The sequence below is a fragment of the Flavobacterium degerlachei genome (assembly GCF_900106645.1).
Classification (GTDB): domain Bacteria; phylum Bacteroidota; class Bacteroidia; order Flavobacteriales; family Flavobacteriaceae; genus Flavobacterium; species Flavobacterium degerlachei.
This window is the reverse complement of record NZ_FNMV01000005.1, coordinates 56,817-76,351: the sequence shown is the minus strand read 5'-3', so window position 1 is coordinate 76,351 and position 19,535 is coordinate 56,817. Positions and strand designations below refer to the sequence as shown.

Genomic DNA, 19,535 nt, shown 5'->3' with positions numbered 1-19,535 from the left:
AGATTAGTTTTATTTAAGCTAAAGCACTTTCAAAATTAACAGCTTTCTTCAAAAACGCTTTGATAAGCAAACGATTTGGAGCTAATCCTGAAGTCATTACTTTTTTCTTTGTATTAATTCCTTCAGTTGAAATTGTACTATTAGGATCTTGTTTTGAACCCATGAACCAAAGAACAAAGTCCATATTTGTAGTTGACTTATTTTCTCCCTTTACTACAGTAGTAATATCAGTTGCATTTACAGTAATTGCGTTATTTTCTGAAGTTTGACTAAAAGCTGAAACATTAGATAATAAAATAAAAATAAACATTGTAAAAATGGATACTGATTTTTTAAAGTCGTTTTGTTTAGAAAAATTATTCATAAGGTTTTTGGTTTTTGGAAAGAGATAAATTTAAATCTCTAATACTTTGACAAAAGTACTGCATCAATACGTTGTCTAAAAATATTTCCGATGAACAACCATAAAACTCGTTTAGCTACAAAATACACCAATAAACATAGAGGTTTCCAAACAATTACCCTTGGTTAATTAAATGATTATCAAACACACGGCAAAAAACGCTATTTGTAAAATTATTACCAACTTAATGAAAACAAAAAAGCTCCATATAAATATGGAGCCTTTTCTATAAAATTATGCTTGTCCTGCAGGACCAAAGTTAAGTGGAATTGGAGGTTGTTCAGTGTCCTTAATTTCGCCATGAGCGAGTTCAAAACGGTGAATATTTTCTCCTATTGCTTTTAACAATCTTTTGGCGTGTTGCGGTGTCAAGACAATTCTTGATTTTACTTTGGCCTTGGGAATACCAGGCATGATACTTACAAAATCTAGAACAAACTCTGAAGAGGAATGATTGATTATAGCCAAATTAGAATAAATTCCTTCAGCTGTTTTTTCATCCAATTCTATATTAATTTGATCTTGTTGATTTGAGTTACTCATACTTTAATAGATATATTCTTCTTTATTAGCCATCATATCATTATAATCTTCTTTTGAACCTACAATCGTGTGATCATATTCTCTCATACCTGTACCGGCAGGAATTCTATGTCCAACAATTACATTTTCTTTCAATCCTTCTAAGTAATCGATTTTACCTGCAACAGCAGCTTCGTTCAATACTTTAGTAGTCTCTTGGAAAGAGGCAGCCGAAATAAATGATTTCGTTTGTAGCGATGCTCTTGTAATTCCTTGTAATACAGGAGTTCCAGTTGCAGTGATAACATCACGAGCCACAACGATATTTTTATCCGTACGTTTCAAAAGAGAGTTTTCATCACGCAACTCACGAGGCGAGATAATTTGACCTTCTTTTAAGTTAGCAGAATCACCAGCGTCTTCAATTACTTTCATTCCATAAAGTTTATCATTTTGGAAGATAAAATCTTTGGTATGAATCAATTGATCTTCTAGGAATAATGTATCCCCTGGATCTTGTACTCTTACTTTACGCATCATTTGACGTATTACTACTTCAAAGTGCTTGTCATTAATTTTTACCCCTTGCAAACGGTATACTTCTTGAATTTCATTAACCAAGTACTGTTGAACAGCAGCAGGTCCTTTAATTCTTAAGATATCTTCTGGAGTAATTGCTCCATCAGACAAAGGAACACCAGCTCTTACGAAGTCATTCTCTTGTACAAGAATTTGACTTGAAAGTTTAACTAAGTATTTCTTAACCTCACCAAATTTAGATTCAATAATAATCTCACGGTTACCTCTTTTGATTTTTCCAAAAGAAACAACACCATCGATTTCTGAAACTACAGCTGGGTTTGAAGGATTACGAGCTTCTAAAAGTTCAGTAATTCTTGGTAAACCTCCTGTAATATCTCCTGATTTAGAAGAACGACGTGGAATTTTCACCAATACTTTACCTGCCTTAATTTTCTCACCGTTTTCAACCATTAAGTGGGCTCCAACTGGTAAGTTGTAAGAACGAATCAATTCATTGTCTTTACCGTAAACCAATAAAGTTGGAATTAATTTTTTAGCTCTAGACTCAGAAATTACTTTTTCTTGGAAACCAGTTTGCTCATCAATTTCAACCATGTACGATTGACCTTGCTCTAATTCTTCGTAAGCAATTTTTCCAGTAAACTCAGAAACAATAACTCCATTATATGGATCCCATTTACAGATTACATCTCCTTTTGCAACTGACTGACCGTCTTTTACAAAAATACTTGAACCGTAAGGAATATTATGTGTATTTAATAGGATACCAGTTTTAGCATCTATTAATTTCAATTCAGTTGAACGAGAAACAACAATATCAACAGCGTTTCCATCGTTATCTTCTCCTTTAACAGTTTTTAAATCTTCGATTTCAAGCTTACCATCAAATTTAGTGATGATGCTAGATTCCTCAGAAATACCACCCGCTACCCCTCCAACGTGGAAAGTACGCAATGTTAACTGTGTACCTGGTTCTCCAATAGATTGTGCTGCAATTACACCAACTGCTTCACCTCTTTGTGTCATTTTACCAGTGGCTAAGTTACGACCGTAACATTTAGCACAAATACCTTTCAACGCTTCACAAGTCAATGGTGAACGAACTTCCACTCTCTCAATAGGAGAAGCTTCAATTTGTTTCATAATTGCCTCAGTGATTTGAAGTCCAGATTTGATTAACACTTCATTAGTTAAAGGATTAATTACGTCTTGCAATGCAACACGTCCTAAAATTCTTTCACCTAATGACTCAACAATTTCTTCATTTTTCTTCAATGCTGATACTTCAACACCTCTTAATGTTCCACAATCTTCGATGTTAACAATAACATCTTGAGAAACATCATGCAGTCTTCTTGTTAAATATCCTGCATCCGCCGTTTTCAAGGCAGTATCCGCAAGACCTTTACGCGCACCGTGAGTAGAGATAAAGTACTCAAGAATCGAAAGACCTTCCTTAAAGTTAGAAAGAATCGGGTTTTCAATAATTTCACCACCACCAGCAGTAGATTTTTTAGGCTTAGCCATCAAACCACGCATACCAGTTAACTGACGAATTTGTTCTTTGGAACCCCTTGCTCCAGAATCAAGCATCATATACACCGAGTTGAAACCTTGTTGGTCTTCTCTAATGTTTTTCATTGCTAATTCTGTCAATTGAGCATTTGCAGAAGTCCATACATCAATAACTTGGTTGTAACGTTCGTTATTAGTAATAAGACCCATGTTATAATTAGCAGAGATACCTTCAACTTGCTCTCTAGCATCTGCAATTAATTTTGGTTTTTGCTCTGGAATTCTAATATCACCCAATGAGAATGATAATCCTCCTCTAAAGGCAAATTTGTACCCCATATCTTTCATGTTATCCAAGAAGGCAGCCGTTTCAGGTACACTAGTTGAATTTAATACATGTCCAATAATATCTCTAAGATTTTTCTTAGTTAATACATCATTGATATAACCTGCTGCTTCTGGAACTACTTCGTTAAAAATAACACGCCCAGCAGTAGTTTGAATAATTTTGAATACTAATTCTCCGGCGTCATTAAAATCTTTTGCTCTAATTCTCACTCTAGCATTCAATTCTAATCTTCCTTCGTTTAATGCAATATTTACTTCTTCAGCAGAGTAGAAAGTCAAATCTTGACCTAAAATTTTCTTTTCTGGAGTAGACAATCTTTCTTTGGTCATATAATATAGACCCAAGACCATATCCTGAGAAGGTACTGTAATTGGCGCACCATTTGCAGGATTCAGAATATTATGAGAAGCCAACATTAATAATTGTGCTTCAAGAATAGCTTCTGGTCCTAATGGTAAGTGAACTGCCATTTGATCCCCATCAAAATCCGCATTAAATGCAGTACAAACTAAAGGGTGCAATTGGATTGCTTTTCCTTCAATTAATTTTGGTTGGAATGCTTGTATACCAAGTCTGTGCAAAGTAGGCGCACGATTCAGTAATATAGGGTGACCCTTAATTACGTTCTCAAGAATATCCCAAACTACAGGCTCTTTTTTGTCTATTATTTTTTTGGCTGATTTAACCGTTTTCACAATTCCTCTTTCTATCAATTTACGGATAACGAAAGGCTTGTAAAGTTCAGCTGCCATATCTTTAGGGATACCACATTCGAACAATTTCAATTCAGGTCCAACAACAATTACCGAACGAGCAGAATAATCCACACGTTTTCCAAGTAAGTTTTGACGGAAACGTCCTTGCTTACCTTTTAGGGAATCAGATAATGATTTTAATGGTCTGTTTGATTCTGTTTTAACAGCAGATGCTTTTCTTGTATTATCAAATAATGAATCTACAGATTCTTGCAACATACGTTTTTCGTTTCTCAAGATAACTTCTGGAGCTTTAATCTCCATTAATCTTTTCAAACGGTTATTACGGATGATTACACGACGGTATAAGTCATTTAAATCTGAAGTTGCAAAACGACCACCATCAAGAGGCACAAGAGGACGTAATTCCGGCGGTATAACTGGTACCACTTTCATAATCATCCATTCAGGACGATTCTCACGGTTCAAGTTAGACTCACGGAAAGACTCAACAACCTGTAATCTTTTTAATGCTTCAGTTTTACGTTGTTTAGACGTTTCATTGTTTGCTTTATGTCTTAATTCATAAGACAATACGTCAAGATCAATTCTTGCCAATAAATCCATAATACATTCTGCTCCCATTTTGGCAACAAATTTATTAGGATCGAAATCATCAAGATATTGATTGTCTGCAGGAAGAGTATCTAAGATATTCAAATATTCTTCTTCAGTTAAGAAATCTAATCTTTGTACTGATTCACCTTCACCATTTTTGGCGATACCAGCTTGGATTACTACGTATCTTTCGTAGTAGATGATCATATCTAATTTCTTAGATGGAAGACCTAGGATGTATCCAATTTTATTTGGAAGAGAACGGAAATACCAGATATGAGCAATTGGCACAACAAGGTTGATGTGACCTACTCTATCTCTACGTACTTTTTTCTCAGTTACTTCAACACCACAACGGTCACAAATGATTCCTTTGTAACGGATTCTTTTGTATTTACCACAAGCACATTCAAAATCTTTTACTGGACCGAAAATTCTTTCGCAGAAAAGACCATCACGTTCTGGTTTGTGAGTTCTGTAGTTGATAGTTTCTGGCTTCAAAACTTCACCTCTTGATTCTTTCAAGATAGATTCAGGAGAAGCTAGTCCTATCGAAATTTTATTAAACCTTTTTACAGGGTTTTTATCTTTATTATTTCTATTATTCATCATAGTTTTTACTATTGATTTATTTGCAATTGAAAATTGATTTTAGACTTATGATTTACTTATGCCTATTAAGCGCATTGCTTAAAAAATTGTGTAATCATTAAGCCACTTTCCTCGGGTTACTTCTCTAAACTTTAATAATGTATTAAAGTGCTATTTACAAAACCGCTTTGGTTTACATAAAAAATCGGAACGGTTTACGGGTATAAATCCAAAAAACTCTTAAAAATGAGTAATCAGCCCCGATAAAAATCGGGACTGACAACTACAAACTATTTATTTATTCTTCTAATCTAATGTCTAATCCAAGACCTTTCAATTCATGCATCAATACATTGAATGATTCAGGTAATCCTGGTTCTGGCATAGATTCTCCTTTTACGATTGCTTCGTAAGTTTTAGCTCTACCGATAACATCATCAGACTTAACTGTCAAGATTTCTCTAAGTGTACTTGATGCTCCATAAGCCTCAAGTGCCCAAACCTCCATCTCTCCAAAACGTTGTCCACCAAATTGCGCCTTACCACCAAGTGGTTGTTGCGTAATCAATGAGTACGGTCCGATTGAACGTGCGTGCATCTTGTCATCAACCATATGTCCTAATTTCAACATATAGATAACTCCAACAGTAGCCGCTTGATGGAAACGCTCTCCAGTTCCACCATCATATAAATGTGTATGTCCAAAACGTGGTATTCCAGCTTCGTCAGTCAATTCATTGATTTGATCAAGAGAAGCACCATCAAAAATTGGAGTAGCAAATTTTCTACCCAAGTTTTGTCCAGCCCAACCTAATACCGTTTCATAAATTTGACCAATGTTCATACGTGAAGGTACCCCTAATGGATTCAACACGATATCAACTGGCGTTCCGTCTTCAAGGAAAGGCATATCTTCATGACGAACGATTCTTGCAACAATACCCTTGTTACCGTGACGTCCCGCCATTTTATCCCCAACTTTCAACTTACGTTTTTTGGCAATATATACTTTAGCTAATTTCAAAATTCCGGCAGGTAATTCATCACCTACAGTAATTGTGAATTTCTCTCTTCGCAAAGCACCTTGTAAATCGTTCAATTTAATTTTATAGCTATGAATTAAATCATTAACCATTTTATTAGTTGCATCATCAGCAACCCATTGACCTTTACTTAAGTGAGCAAAATCTTCAACAGCATTAAGCATTTTTTGAGTGTATTTTTTACCTTTTGGTAAAACTTCTTCACCCAAATCATTCATAACACCTTGAGATGTTTTACCGTTAACGATTAAGAAAAGCTTCTCAATTAATTTGTCTTTTAATTCAACAAATTTAACTTCAAATTCCATTTCTAAAGCGCCTAAAGCATCTTTATCTTGCGTACGTTTGCGTTTATCTTTTACTGCTCTTGCGAACAATTTTTTATCTAAAACAACACCATGTAAAGAAGGAGACGCTTTCAATGAAGCATCTTTTACATCACCTGCTTTATCCCCGAAGATTGCACGAAGCAATTTCTCTTCTGGAGTAGGATCTGATTCTCCTTTTGGAGTAATTTTTCCGATAAGAATGTCACCAGGTTTAACCTCGGCTCCAATTCTAATCATACCATTTTCATCTAAGTCTTTAGTAGCCTCTTCAGAAACATTTGGAATATCATTAGTCAACTCTTCGTTACCTAATTTAGTATCTCTAACTTCTAATGAATAATCATCAACGTGAATAGAGGTAAAAATATCGTCACGAACTACTTTTTCAGAAATTACAATCGCATCCTCAAAGTTGTATCCTTTCCATGGCATAAACGCTACTTTCAGGTTACGACCTAAAGCAAGTTCACCATTTTGAGTAGCATACCCTTCTGATAATACTTGTCCAAGAACCACTCTATCCCCTTTTCTTACGATAGGTTTAAGGTTGATACTTGTACCTTGATTGGTTTTTCTAAATTTAATTAGATTGTATGTTTTCTCATCAGACTCAAAACTAACCATTCTTTCTTCTTCAGAACGATCGTATTTGATAGTGATGATATTTGCATCTACATATTCAATAACTCCATCTCCTTCAGCGTTAATTAAAACTCTAGAATCAGAAGCTACTTGACGCTCTAAACCAGTTCCAACAATTGGAGCTTCAGGACGAATTAATGGTACGGCCTGACGCATCATGTTAGATCCCATCAAGGCTCTATTCGCATCATCATGTTCTAAGAAAGGAATCAACGAAGCAGAAATCGACGCAATTTGATTTGGAGCAACATCCGCATAATCAACTTTTATAGGGTCAATTACTGGGAAATCACCTTCCATTCTCGCAATTACATTCTCAGCAGTTATTTTTCCGGAATCATCCATCTTAATATTTGCCTGAGAAATCAACATTCCTTCTTCTTCTTCAGCACTTAAGTAAATTGGAGTAGAAGTTAAATCTACAACTCCGTTAGTTACTTTACGGTAAGGTGTTTCGATGAAACCCATTCCGTTTACTTTAGCATAAACTCCAAGAGAAGATATCAAACCAATGTTTGGTCCCTCTGGTGTTTCAATAGGACATAAACGTCCGTAGTGCGTATAGTGAACATCACGAACCTCAAATCCAGCTCTCTCTCTCGAAAGTCCACCTGGTCCTAGCGCAGATAATCTTCTTTTGTGCGTAATCTCGGCAAGTGGATTCGTTTGATCCATAAACTGAGATAATTGGTTAGTACCAAAGAAAGAGTTGATAACAGATGATAATGTTTTAGCATTAATCAAATCTATTGGTGTAAACACCTCGTTATCTCTAACGTTCATACGCTCTCTAATTGTTCTAGCCATACGCGCTAAACCAACACCGAATTGTTGAGACAATTGTTCTCCAACTGTTCTAACACGACGGTTTGATAAGTGATCAATATCATCAATATCTGCTTTCGCATTGATTAACTCGATCAAGTATTTTACAATGGTAATGATATCTTCTTTGGTAAGCACTTGCTTTTCCATTGGAGTATCTAAACCAAGTTTTTTGTTAATTCTGTAACGACCTACTTCACCTAAGTTGTAACGTTGGTCAGAGAAAAACAATTTATCTATAATACCACGAGCAGTTTCTTCATCAGGCGGTTCTGCGTTACGCAATTGTCTGTAGATATGCTCAACGGCTTCTTTTTCAGAATTGGTTGGATCTTTTTGTAACGTGTTGTGAATGATAGAATAATCAACTTGATTATTATCTTCTTTATGTAACAAAATAGATTTAACGTTAGAATCGATGATTTCTTCCACATTATCTTTATCGATAATTGTATCTCTATCAAGGATTATTTCGTTACGTTCGATAGAAACTACTTCACCAGTATCTTCATCTACGAAATCTTCATGCCATGTATTTAATACACGAGCAGCTAATTTTCTACCGATATATTTTTTAAGTCCTGTTTTAGAAACTTTAATTTCCTCAGCAAGGTCAAAAATTTCAAGGATATCCTTGTCTCTTTCGAAACCAATTGCACGGAATAAAGTAGTTACAGGTAACTTTTTCTTTCTGTCGATATAAGCGTACATTACACTATTAATATCTGTAGAAAATTCTATCCAAGATCCTTTAAAAGGAATTACTCTCGCAGAATATAATTTTGTTCCATTTGCATGGAATGACTGTCCGAAGAAAACACCTGGAGAACGGTGTAGTTGAGAAACAACAACACGTTCAGCACCATTGATAACAAAAGTACCGCTTGGTGTCATGTAAGGAATTGTACCAAGATATACATCTTGAACAATAGTTTCAAAATCTTCGTGCTCTGGGTCTGTACAATATAGTTTCAACCTTGCTTTTAAAGGTACACTATGTGTCAATCCTCTTTCAATACATTCTTGAATTGTATAACGTGGTGGATCTACAAAGTAGTCAAGGAATTCCAATACAAAGTTATTTCTTGTATCTGTAATTGGAAAATTTTCCATGAAGGTATTATAAAGTCCTTCATTGCCTCTTTCATCAGATTTAGTTTCTAATTGAAAAAAATCTTGAAAAGATTTTACCTGAACATCTAGAAAATCTGGATAGTTCGGGATATTTTTTGTAGAGGCAAAATTCAATCTTTCAGTCTGATTTGTTATCATCAATGGACAAAATTTTGATTATAAAAGTAATTTTTGTGTATAAATAATATTTTATTTATACTTGTATTTTACGGCCATTACATCTTTAAAAACCAATTTTAAGATAACTACTTTCTTATTATCTGTTAATTTTTTTTCCTCGTAATGGGTAAAATGATTTTGATTTCAAAAAGCTATTTTGTAGCTAAACAACACAGACTTTTATTATACCAAAAAATGGTTTAGGTCTTTGGGCGATTAAACCCAAGACCTAAACCGTATTCTAAAACTATGTGAGAATTATTTTAATTCAACTACAGCTCCAGCTTCTTCTAAAGATTTTTTAAGCCCTTCAGCCTCTTCTTTAGACACACCTTCTTTAACATTTGATGGTGCAGAATCAACTACATCTTTAGCTTCTTTCAAACCTAAACCTGTAAGTTCTTTTACCATTTTCACAACTGCTAATTTAGAAGCACCAGCTTCTTTCAATACAACTGTAAATTCTGTTTGAACGTCTTCAGCTGCAGCGTCACCACCACCTGAAACTACTACAGCTGCAGCAGCTGGTTCGATTCCGTACTCATCTTTCAATATTGTTGCTAATTCGTTAACTTCTTTTACAGTTAAATTAACTAATTGTTCTGCGAATTGTTTCAAATCTGCCATTTTTTCTATCGTTTTAAAATGATTTGTAAAATTATATTTTGTTTATTGTGCGCATTGTAAATAATAAAAGTTGAGATAAACTCTAATTTTATTATGCTTCTGTTTCAACAGCCTCTTCTTTGGCAAATTGATTTTGAAGAGCAGAAATAACTCTTTGTGCTGGTGATTGAAGTAATCCAATGATTTCACCAATAAGTTCTTCTTTAGATTTGATAGTTGCTAATGCATCTAATTGATCATCTCCAATATAAACTTCCGAATTGATATAAGCCCCTTTTAAAACTGGCTTAGTCGATTTTTTACGGAAATCTTTGATTATTTTTCCAGGAGCATTTGCAATTTCTGAGATAAAAATAGCGCTATTACCAGTCAAAACTGTTGGTAAATCACCATATTCGTTTTCAGAAACTTCCATTGCTTTTACAAGCAAAGTGTTTTTTACTACCTCTAATTTAATATTTGCTTTAAAACAAGCTCTTCTCAACTTTGAAGTTGTATCTGCATTTAGGCCAGAAATATCTGCTATATAAACAATATTTGTACCAGCTAACTGTGCAGTTAATTCTTCAATCGCGATTGATTTTTCTTCTCTAGTCATACTAAAAATTATTAACTACCAATTATACTGCTTTTGGGTCTAATGCAATAGCAGGACTCATTGTGCTTGTAAGGTAGATACTTTTGATGTAAACTCCTTTAGCCGCAGTTGGTTTAAGTTTGATTAATGTTTGAATAATTTCGTGTGCATTGTCAACAATTTGCTCAGCTCCAAAAGAAACTTTACCAATTCCTGCATGTACAATACCAGTTTTATCAACTTTAAAATCGATTTTACCAGCTTTTACCTCTTGAACAGCTTTTGCAACATCCATAGTTACAGTACCTGTTTTAGGGTTAGGCATTAAACCTCTAGGTCCTAATATACGACCTAATGGACCTAATTTACCCATAACGCTTGGCATAGTGATGATTACATCAACATCAGTCCAACCCGCTTTTATCTTTGCTAAATAATCGTCAAGACCTACAAAGTCCGCTCCTGCTGCCAAAGCTTCCGCTTCTTTGTCTGGAGTAACTAATGCTAATACTTTAACGTCTTTACCAGTTCCATGAGGTAATGTTACCACTCCTCTAACCATTTGATTCGCTTTTCTTGGATCTACACCCAATCGAACTGCGATATCAACAGACTCATCAAATTTTGCAGAAGCAACTTCTTTTATCAATGCCGCAGCATCTTTCAAAGAGTATACTTTATTCTTGTCAATTTTTGAAGCAGCCTCTTTTTGCTTTTTTGTCAATTTTGCCATGTCTTTCTTTTAATTAAAAAGGAGAGTCTCCTGATACAGTTATACCCATAGACCTAGCCGTTCCAGCAACCATACTCATTGCAGCTTCCATAGTGAAAGCGTTTAAGTCTGGCATCTTGTCTTCAGCAATAGCTCTAATTTGTTCCCAAGTAACACTAGCTACTTTTTTACGATTAGGCTCACCAGAACCAGATTTTAGCTTTGCAGCTTCCAATAATTGAACAGCTGCAGGCGGAGTTTTAACAACAAATTCAAATGATTTGTCTTTATACACAGTAATTTGTACTGGGCATATTTTGCCGGCTTTATCCTGAGTTCTAGCATTAAATTGCTTACAGAACTCCATGATATTCACACCAGCAGCTCCTAAAGCAGGTCCAACCGGTGGCGATGGATTCGCAGCACCTCCCTTAACTTGTAGTTTAACTACTTTACTAATTTCTTTAGCCATTTTTTAAAAAATTTAACATCACAATCATTAGGAAGCGATTGTAATGGATATTATATGTAACAAAATATTATACTTTTTCAACTTGCATAAAACTCAATTCTAACGGCGTTTTTCTTCCGAAAATTTTCACCATCACTTCTAGTTTACGCTTTTCTTCATTGATTTTCTCAACAGTTCCGTTAAAACCGTTAAAAGGACCATCAATAACCTTAATCGTTTCACCGATATTAAATGGTATCGCATGAGTATCCGTATTTACAGCTAACTCATCAACTTTACCTAACATTCTATTTACTTCTGATAGTCTTAGAGGAACTGGCTCCCCACCTTTAGTCTCACCTAAAAAGCCAATAACACTAGTCACAGACTTAATAATATGAGGTATTTCACCAATCAGATTTGCTTCAATCATAACATAACCAGGGAAATAAACTTTTTCCTTGATTAGTTTTTTTCCATCCTTTACAGTCACTACTTTTTCAGTAGGTACAAGCACTTGAGAAACATGGTCACCCATCCCTAATCTAGAAATTTCGGTTTCTATGTAAGCTTTCACTTTGTTCTCTTGTCCGCTTACTGCTCGAACGACATACCATTTTTTTAGATTATTATCTGTCATCACAAAAATTAAGCTTTTATCCAGTTAAAAAATCCGGCTAATGCTTTTGCAAAAAACTCATCTACTCCCCATGTTCCCAAAGCGAATAGTACCGAGAAAATAGCAACAACAATCGTAAGCTTTTGTACCTCAGCCCAAACTGGCCAAGTCATGTTTGACTTTAATTCCTCAAATGATTCTGATATGTAATTAACTATTTTTGCCATTATGATTTATTTTTTTTGCACGGGCGGAGGGATTCGAACCCCCATCAACGGTTTTGGAGACCGCTATTCTACCCTTGAACTACGCCCGTTTATTAAAAACCAGTAACAACATTAAGAGTTACTGGTTTTCTATTTATTTTATAGAATTATGCTACAATCTCAGTTACCTGACCTGCACCTACAGTTCTACCTCCTTCACGGATAGCAAAACGTAATCCAACATTCATTGCAATTGGGCTTAACAAACCAACATTGATAGTTAAGTTATCTCCAGGCATAACCATCTCTACACCTTCTGGTAAAGTAATAACTCCTGTTACATCAGTTGTACGTACGTAGAACTGTGGACGGTAGTTATTATGGAATGGAGTATGACGTCCACCTTCTTCTTTTTTCAAGATATAAACCTCAGCTTTAAATGTAGCGTGTGGTTTTACAGATCCTGGCTTAATGATAACCATTCCTCTTTTAATATCTTCTTTTTGAACACCTCTTAAAAGGATACCTACGTTATCACCAGCTTCTCCTCTATCAAGGATTTTACGGAACATCTCAACTCCTGTAATAGTAGAAGTTAATTTTTCAGCTCCCATACCGATAATTTCAACAGGATCTCCTGTATTAGCAACTCCTGTTTCGATACGACCTGTAGCTACAGTTCCACGACCAGTGATTGAGAATACATCTTCAACAGGCATTAAGAAAGGCTTGTCAGTATCTCTAACAGGCTCTTCAATCCAAGCATCAACAGCTTCCATCAATTCAAGAATTTTAGGAACCCATACTGGATCATTGTTCAATCCACCCAAAGCAGAACCTTGAATAACTGGACAGTTGTCACCATCGTACTCATAGAAAGACAATAAGTCTCTAATTTCCATTTCTACTAATTCAAGTAATTCCTCATCATCAACCATATCCACTTTATTCATGAATACAACCATTCTAGGAATACCTACTTGACGACCTAAAAGGATATGCTCACGTGTTTGTGGCATTGGTCCGTCAGTTGCAGCAACAACAAGAATAGCACCATCCATTTGAGCAGCTCCAGTAACCATGTTCTTTACGTAATCCGCGTGACCTGGACAGTCAACGTGAGCGTAATGACGATTAGCAGTTTCATACTCAACGTGAGATGTATTAATTGTAATACCTCTTTCTTTTTCTTCAGGAGCATTATCAATTTGATCAAATGATTTTGCTTGACAGTAACCAGCATCAGATAACACTTTTGTGATTGCTGCTGTTAAAGTAGTTTTACCGTGATCTACGTGTCCGATCGTACCAATATTTAAGTGTGGTTTCGAACGGTTAAAGGTTTCTTTTGCCATTTTACTTAATTTTTAATCTAGTTATATATTTATTTCAATTTCCTACTTACTTGAGCCAACTACGGGAATTGAACCCGTGACCTCTTCCTTACCAAGGAAGCACTCTACCTCTGAGCTAAGTCGGCAGAATCCTTTCTTAAAGAGTTTAGACTTTCAATTTTAGATTTTCTCAACCTACAACCTAAAACCTACAATCTTAAATTAATTCTCGTGGGGAGAGCAGGATTCGAACCTGCGAAGACGTAGTCAGCAGATTTACAGTCTGCCCTCGTTGGCCGCTTGAGTATCTCCCCTCTTTTTTTATTTCTAATATCGCCTTTAGCCAAATGCAATATTATTGCTTTTCCAGAGCCGGCGGAGGGACTCGAACCCACGACCTGCTGATTACAAATCAGCTGCTCTAGCCAACTGAGCTACGCTGGCGTTTTCAATAAAAAAAGTCCGCTATTTCTAACGGACTGCAAATGTAGAGATTTTATCTCTCAAACAAAACATTTTTTAAAAAAATTTTAATATTATATATGCGGACTTATCTTTTCCTTCCTTTTAACGAGCAATCTCTCCAATGATTCCGCAGATAGCTCCATTGCTTCCTCAAAAGTTTTACATTGTTTTTTAACGACAAAATCATCACCCGGGACATTAACTTTCACCTCAACGATCTTATTTTCTTTATCACTTGTATTTTCGACTTTCAAATAGACATCTGAAAAAACCACCTTATCGTAATACTTTTCTAATTTATCCATTCGCTCTTGAACATAATCTACCAGTTTTCCGTCAACAGCAAAGTTAACCGCATGAACATTTACCTTCATAATTAATTTATTTTAATGGTTAAAGTTTTTTTTTCTGAATCGTTACTTATTCCTTGGATGAGCATCTTCATAAACCTTTTTTAACTCAGACAAACTACTATGTGTGTAGATTTGCGTCGATGCCAAACTAGAATGCCCTAACAATTCTTTCACTGAATTTAAATCGGCCCCGTTATTTAATAAATGAGTAGCAAACGAATGCCGTAAAATATGCGGACTCTTTTTTACTTTTTCAGAGACCGTACTAAAGTAAGAATTTATTAATCGATACACAAAAGAATCATTTAATTTTAAGCCTTTTTTTGTTAGAAACAAGAACTCAATATCCTTAACACTTTCCAAAGAAGACCTTTCACTAATATACAAAGAGAATTGTTCTTTTATAATTGGCAAAATAGGCAGTATTCGCTCCTTATTTCTTTTACCTAACACTTTAATCGTATTGTTTGATAAATCAACATCAGCAGCTTTAACATGAATCAGCTCCGTTCTTCGCATCCCGGTGGTATAAAACAAATCTATTATCAATTTATTTCTCACTTCCTCAAAACCTAATGGATTCCACATCCTAACAAACACCTCAGCAACCTCTTTTTCCGAAAAAGGTATCTGAAGTTTCTTTGAAATTTTCAAAGCCTTATGCTTCAACAAAGGATTAACTTCGATTTGCTTGATTTTCAACAGAAATTTATAGAAAGCTTTCAAAGACGCTATCTTCCTGTTTACAGATACATTTGAAATATCAGCATCCACAAGAGAAACAATCCAAGTTCTAATTTGACTGTAATCTACCTGCTCTATATTATCTTGTTCGAAATTAATTTTATTGAACGACTGGAAGCTAATTATGTCATTCAAATATGCATTTATCGTATGAGGAGAATACTTTTTCTCTTTCTGTAGATAATCAACAAATGCTTGTGTAGTGGTAACCATATAAAAAACCGTTAGCATCAAAGTTAAGAAACTTTAATGACTAACGGCATTTAATTTAAAAAGAAATAACTTAGTTCTCTAAGTTGTCTTTCATGTTTTGAATATAAGCTGCTTTTTGAACTTTAATTCTATTTTTCACAGAAGGCTTAATAAAAGCAGTACGTGCACGTAACTGACGAACAGTTCCTGTTTTATCAAATTTTCTTTTATAGCGCTTTAATGCTCTATCGATATTTTCTCCGTCTTTAATTGGTATAATTAACATAATTTTGACACCCCCTTTCGTTAAGTGTGCAAAAGTAAGATAATAACACGAACTAACAAGTATTTAGGTGATTTTATTTATTTTTACCAAAAAAAACAAAACTCATGTGGTTCATTATAACTTCCATCATATTACTAATCGCGAGCGTCATACCCTACCTACCACTAACACATTGGTTTTTTAGATTTTTTGAGTTTGGTAAAATTCAAATATTAGTTTTACAAACAATAACATTAACATTAAGTCTTGTTTTCATAGAAGAGTCACAGATATCAATAAGGACACTTCAACTGCTAACTTTTACTAGCATCCTATTTCATATAGCAACACTATACAAATACACCTCCTTTTATAAAACAATTCAAAAGGACAAATCCGATATATCTTCAAAAACCATTACAGTGCTATCAGCAAATGTATTCCAAGAGAATACAAACTACGATGCATTTACATCCTTAATCCACAAATACGAACCAGACATTTTTCTAACAATGGAATCTGACAACAACTGGGAAAAAGCCTTGGCTGTTTTAGAAGAAAAATACCCGTACAGTATTAAAATAGGATTAGACAACACTTATGGAATGCACTTTTATTCCAAATTAGAAATAGCAAATCATAACATCCATTATTTTGTCGCTGATGACCTACCTAGTATTGAAGCCAAAATAAGCACATCTGACGGCTTTAAATTCACTTTCTTCGCCGTACATCCGCCTCCGCCAAGTCCTACAGAGGAATCCAACTCTAAGGAGCGGGACGGCGAACTACTAAGTATTGCAAAAAGAATAAAACAAAACTCAGATACTTGTGTCGTCGTAGGGGATTTTAATAATGTGGCTTGGGCAAAATCATCCATTTTATTTAGAAAAACAAGCGAAACCTTAGATGGTAGAATGGGCAGAGGATTTATTTCAAGTTTTCATACCAAATATTGGTTCTTAAGATTTCCTATCGATTTAATGTTTCACACAGCAGATGTATTTATTGAAGATCTAAAAACTCTAGAACCATTTGGCTCTGATCATTTTCCCATATATTCAAAGTTTTTCATCAATAAGAAAAGCTCAAAACAAGCGCACTTAACAGAAAACTTAGAAGAAGGAGAACACGAGGATGTAGAAGAGATTATTTCAGAAGGCATAAACGAAAAAAGCGACAATCGTAATTGATTGTCGCTTTTCTTTTTTATACTTAGTCGTCTTAAATTTTTCAATAAATTTCAGGACTTTTATTACTATAACAAATCAGCTATTATTTCACAGCTGGCTTATAATTTTGCTTGTCAATTATCATTTTTGATAAAATCTCCTTAAGGATTTCTGAAGTTCCACCACCTATGGGTCCTAAACGACTATCTCTAAACAAACGCGCTAAAGGATATTCTTCCATATAACCATAGCCACCTAACATTTGCAAACAACTATAAATTGTTTCATCAGCTACAGTTGTAGATTTTAATTTAGCCATAGTCGCCTCCTTAACTACATACTCCCCTTTATCTAATCTAGCTACAGCAGCATAATTAAATACTTTGCAATGTTCCACATCTGTCGCATGATCTACTAATTTATGTCTTAGCACCTGAAACTTATCTATTGTTCTACCAAATGCTTCACGTTGCGACATATATTCTATTGTATAATCAATTGCATACTCTGCTCTTGCATGGGCATTTATCGCCATAATCAAACGCTCTAAAGCAAAATGCTGCATAATATAAGGAAAACCTTTCCCCTCTTCGCCCATTAAATTTTCAACAGGAATTTCTACATCATCAAATGCAATTTCTCCAGTATCAGAAGCTCTCCAACCAAGTTTATCCAGTTTTACAGCAGAAACACCTTTAAGATTACTATCTACTAAAAACATACTTATTCCTTTGTTCCCAAGCTCTGGACTTGTTTTGGCAGCAACTACATAATAATCACCATAAACACCGTTCGTAATAAATGTCTTAGAACCATTGATAATATATTTATCTCCTTTTTTTATAGCTGTGGTACGCATAGCCGCAACGTCACTACCACCAAAAGGCTCCGTAATACACAAAGCACCTATTTTATCACCAGAAATACTTGGAGCTAAATAGTCTTGTTTAATTCGCTCATCACCTTCTGCATTTAAATGTGTCATCGCTAAATAAGAATGCGCCCACATAGCAGCAGCAAAACCAGCAGATTTTATTTTTTGAAGTTCTTCTAAAAAGATAACAGTGTAAAATAAATCTAAATTCAATCCACCATAAACCTCAGGATAACGTATTCCGAAAAAACCCATCTCTCCAAATTTCTTCCATATAAAACGCTCAATAGAACCAGTTTTCTCCCATTTTTCAATATGAGGTACAACTTCTTTCTGTAAAAAATCTTTTAAACTCTCTCTAAATAATTGATGTTCTTCTGTAAAATATAGTGAATCCATGTAAATAATATTTTTATTTATTTTAAATAATTATAGCGATTTATCTTTTTGTAATAAAAGTCAAAAATAGCTTTTATTGTTCCAAATTTAAGTTTTTTGAACTAATAGAATTACTACTAATTAAAAAATAAAATATGCAACAAAAAGCCGATTTTTTTTTAAATTAAGAAATAATTTCACCCCTTAATTACGCACTTTTAATTAAAAGTCAAATATAACTCAATTATTTTTATTTTTTCAACAGGAAAACCGTTAATTTTTGCTAAATCCTCAATATTTCTAATATCTCCGTTCATACTTCGATAAGTCACAATTTCTTTTGCCAATGCGTACCTAAAATATGGAAATTGGGCAATTTCCTTTACCGAAGCGTTATTAATATCAATTTTCTTTATGTTTGGGGATGCTAGAACCTTAAAATGTGTATTAAGATTATCTATTACCTCAGGTGATAACCCCCAAACATCTTTCATCTGTTCCATGGAAACAAATTCACCTAGGCTTTCCTTGAGCTTTAAAATCCTAAGCGAAATAACCTCGCCAATACCATAAATCTTAATTAAGTCCTCCTGACTTGCTTTATTAATGTCAGTCAACACTATTTTTCCTTTTGACACAAAAGTATTTTGCTCATAACTTGCATTCTTTTTGTATGCTATTTTATTTTTGACCCAATCAGGAAATTTAAAATTCGGTGCAATAACATTTAATAGTGAGTCAGAAACTTTAGTAACATCCTGAAATTCCCGTGCAGAGTTTACATATTTGTTCTCTTTTCTAAATGCAAGCAGCCTATCTATTTCCTCTACAGACATGCCGAGTCTATATCCTTTATAGTCTGTAATGAAGTTCGGATTATAAGGATACGTTTTTGATACTATTTTTGAATTTGATTGATTTAAGGAATCAATTATAGTTTGCATGGCAAGCCACTTTTGTTTTTCGGGAGAATCTTTGTCAAATGAATCTACATTAACAAAAAAATATCCTAATTGTAGCATTGCAATGATCGCAAATAGAAACAAAATTCCAGTCCGCTGGCTTTTGGTAAATTTAAAATAAACAGCTATTTTTTTAAAATCCATATCGACCAAAATTGAGTGTGAAAAAGCATGTGTATTTCAAATAATCTTTTGCAATAACCATTTTAGAATTCAACACTAAAATTATAAAATAA

Annotated in this window: 17 protein-coding genes and 4 tRNA genes; 1 reads left to right on the top strand and 20 read right to left on the bottom strand. The window is 34.4% G+C overall.

The features are described from left to right. Nucleotides 1-13: 13 nt before the first annotated feature. The 18 genes from BLV91_RS06485 to rpsU all read right to left on the bottom strand — a co-directional run bounded on the left by BLV91_RS06485 (nt 14) and on the right by rpsU (nt 15,934). Nucleotides 14-364, bottom strand: a complete 351-nt coding sequence (locus tag BLV91_RS06485) for a hypothetical protein (RefSeq protein WP_091430946.1) — start codon at nt 362-364, stop codon at nt 14-16. A 273-nt stretch (nt 365-637) separates the two neighbouring features. After that, the gene (locus BLV91_RS06480; RefSeq protein ID WP_091430944.1) at nt 638-946 is read right to left on the bottom strand and encodes a DUF3467 domain-containing protein; all 309 of its coding nucleotides are present in this window, start codon (nt 944-946) and stop codon (nt 638-640) included. 3 nt (nt 947-949) lie between these two features. After that, nucleotides 950-5,257, bottom strand: coding sequence for a DNA-directed RNA polymerase subunit beta' (gene rpoC / locus BLV91_RS06475; protein ID WP_091430942.1), 4,308 nt, complete (start codon nt 5,255-5,257; stop codon nt 950-952). A 277-nt stretch (nt 5,258-5,534) separates the two neighbouring features. After that, on the bottom strand, nt 5,535-9,347 hold the full coding sequence (rpoB, locus tag BLV91_RS06470) for a DNA-directed RNA polymerase subunit beta (RefSeq protein ID WP_091430940.1): 3,813 nt from the start codon (nt 9,345-9,347) through the stop codon (nt 5,535-5,537). Nucleotides 9,348-9,626: 279 nt separating this feature from the next. Next, the gene (rplL, locus tag BLV91_RS06465) at nt 9,627-9,995 is read right to left on the bottom strand and encodes a 50S ribosomal protein L7/L12 (protein ID WP_007137816.1); all 369 of its coding nucleotides are present in this window, start codon (nt 9,993-9,995) and stop codon (nt 9,627-9,629) included. Nucleotides 9,996-10,086: 91 nt separating this feature from the next. Beyond that, entirely contained in the window at nt 10,087-10,593 is a 507-nt protein-coding gene (gene rplJ / locus BLV91_RS06460) for a 50S ribosomal protein L10 (RefSeq protein WP_091430937.1), read from the bottom strand. Nucleotides 10,594-10,615: 22 nt separating this feature from the next. After that, nucleotides 10,616-11,305, bottom strand: a complete 690-nt coding sequence (gene rplA, locus BLV91_RS06455; protein ID WP_091430935.1) for a 50S ribosomal protein L1 — start codon at nt 11,303-11,305, stop codon at nt 10,616-10,618. Between the two features lie 13 nt (nt 11,306-11,318). After that, on the bottom strand, nt 11,319-11,756 hold the full coding sequence (rplK, locus tag BLV91_RS06450; RefSeq protein WP_007137813.1) for a 50S ribosomal protein L11: 438 nt from the start codon (nt 11,754-11,756) through the stop codon (nt 11,319-11,321). Between the two features lie 67 nt (nt 11,757-11,823). Then, nucleotides 11,824-12,375: a transcription termination/antitermination protein NusG gene (gene nusG / locus BLV91_RS06445; RefSeq protein ID WP_007137812.1), complete on the bottom strand. Its 552-nt coding sequence runs from the start codon at nt 12,373-12,375 to the stop codon at nt 11,824-11,826. An 8-nt stretch (nt 12,376-12,383) separates the two neighbouring features. After that, nucleotides 12,384-12,581: a preprotein translocase subunit SecE gene (locus BLV91_RS06440; protein WP_091430932.1), complete on the bottom strand. Its 198-nt coding sequence runs from the start codon at nt 12,579-12,581 to the stop codon at nt 12,384-12,386. A gap of 18 nt (nt 12,582-12,599) precedes the next feature. Next, nucleotides 12,600-12,670 (bottom strand) — tRNA-Trp (locus tag BLV91_RS06435). Between the two features lie 57 nt (nt 12,671-12,727). Then, the gene (gene tuf / locus BLV91_RS06430) at nt 12,728-13,915 is read right to left on the bottom strand and encodes an elongation factor Tu (RefSeq protein WP_091430929.1); all 1,188 of its coding nucleotides are present in this window, start codon (nt 13,913-13,915) and stop codon (nt 12,728-12,730) included. 53 nt (nt 13,916-13,968) lie between these two features. Continuing rightward, nucleotides 13,969-14,040: transfer RNA gene (locus BLV91_RS06425), tRNA-Thr, on the bottom strand. Nucleotides 14,041-14,126: 86 nt separating this feature from the next. After that, nucleotides 14,127-14,208 (bottom strand) — tRNA-Tyr (locus BLV91_RS06420). A gap of 56 nt (nt 14,209-14,264) precedes the next feature. Beyond that, nucleotides 14,265-14,338, bottom strand: a tRNA-Thr gene (locus tag BLV91_RS06415). Nucleotides 14,339-14,430: 92 nt separating this feature from the next. After that, complete coding sequence (gene hpf / locus BLV91_RS06410) at nt 14,431-14,733, bottom strand: ribosome hibernation-promoting factor, HPF/YfiA family (protein ID WP_091430926.1); 303 nt, start codon at nt 14,731-14,733, stop codon at nt 14,431-14,433. 42 nt (nt 14,734-14,775) lie between these two features. Next, nucleotides 14,776-15,669 carry a tyrosine-type recombinase/integrase gene (locus BLV91_RS06405; protein WP_091430923.1) on the bottom strand — a complete coding sequence of 298 codons (894 nt, stop codon included), beginning with the start codon at nt 15,667-15,669 and terminating at the stop codon, nt 14,776-14,778. Between the two features lie 70 nt (nt 15,670-15,739). Further along, nucleotides 15,740-15,934: a 30S ribosomal protein S21 gene (gene rpsU / locus BLV91_RS06400; RefSeq protein ID WP_007137807.1), complete on the bottom strand. Its 195-nt coding sequence runs from the start codon at nt 15,932-15,934 to the stop codon at nt 15,740-15,742. Between the two features lie 401 nt (nt 15,935-16,335). Here rpsU and BLV91_RS06395 point away from each other — a divergent pair, with 401 nt between their 5' ends. Beyond that, nucleotides 16,336-17,106 (top strand): endonuclease/exonuclease/phosphatase family protein, encoded by a 771-nt coding sequence (locus tag BLV91_RS06395; protein ID WP_245709621.1) that lies wholly within the window; start codon nt 16,336-16,338, stop codon nt 17,104-17,106. Between the two features lie 82 nt (nt 17,107-17,188). Here the strand turns inward: BLV91_RS06395 and BLV91_RS06390 are convergent, their stop codons facing one another. Both BLV91_RS06390 and BLV91_RS06385 read right to left on the bottom strand, forming a co-directional pair. After that, on the bottom strand, nt 17,189-18,358 hold the full coding sequence (locus BLV91_RS06390; protein WP_091430919.1) for an acyl-CoA dehydrogenase family protein: 1,170 nt from the start codon (nt 18,356-18,358) through the stop codon (nt 17,189-17,191). Nucleotides 18,359-18,555: 197 nt separating this feature from the next. Further along, nucleotides 18,556-19,443 (bottom strand): ComEA family DNA-binding protein, encoded by an 888-nt coding sequence (locus BLV91_RS06385; protein WP_091430917.1) that lies wholly within the window; start codon nt 19,441-19,443, stop codon nt 18,556-18,558. Nucleotides 19,444-19,535 lie beyond the last annotated feature (92 nt).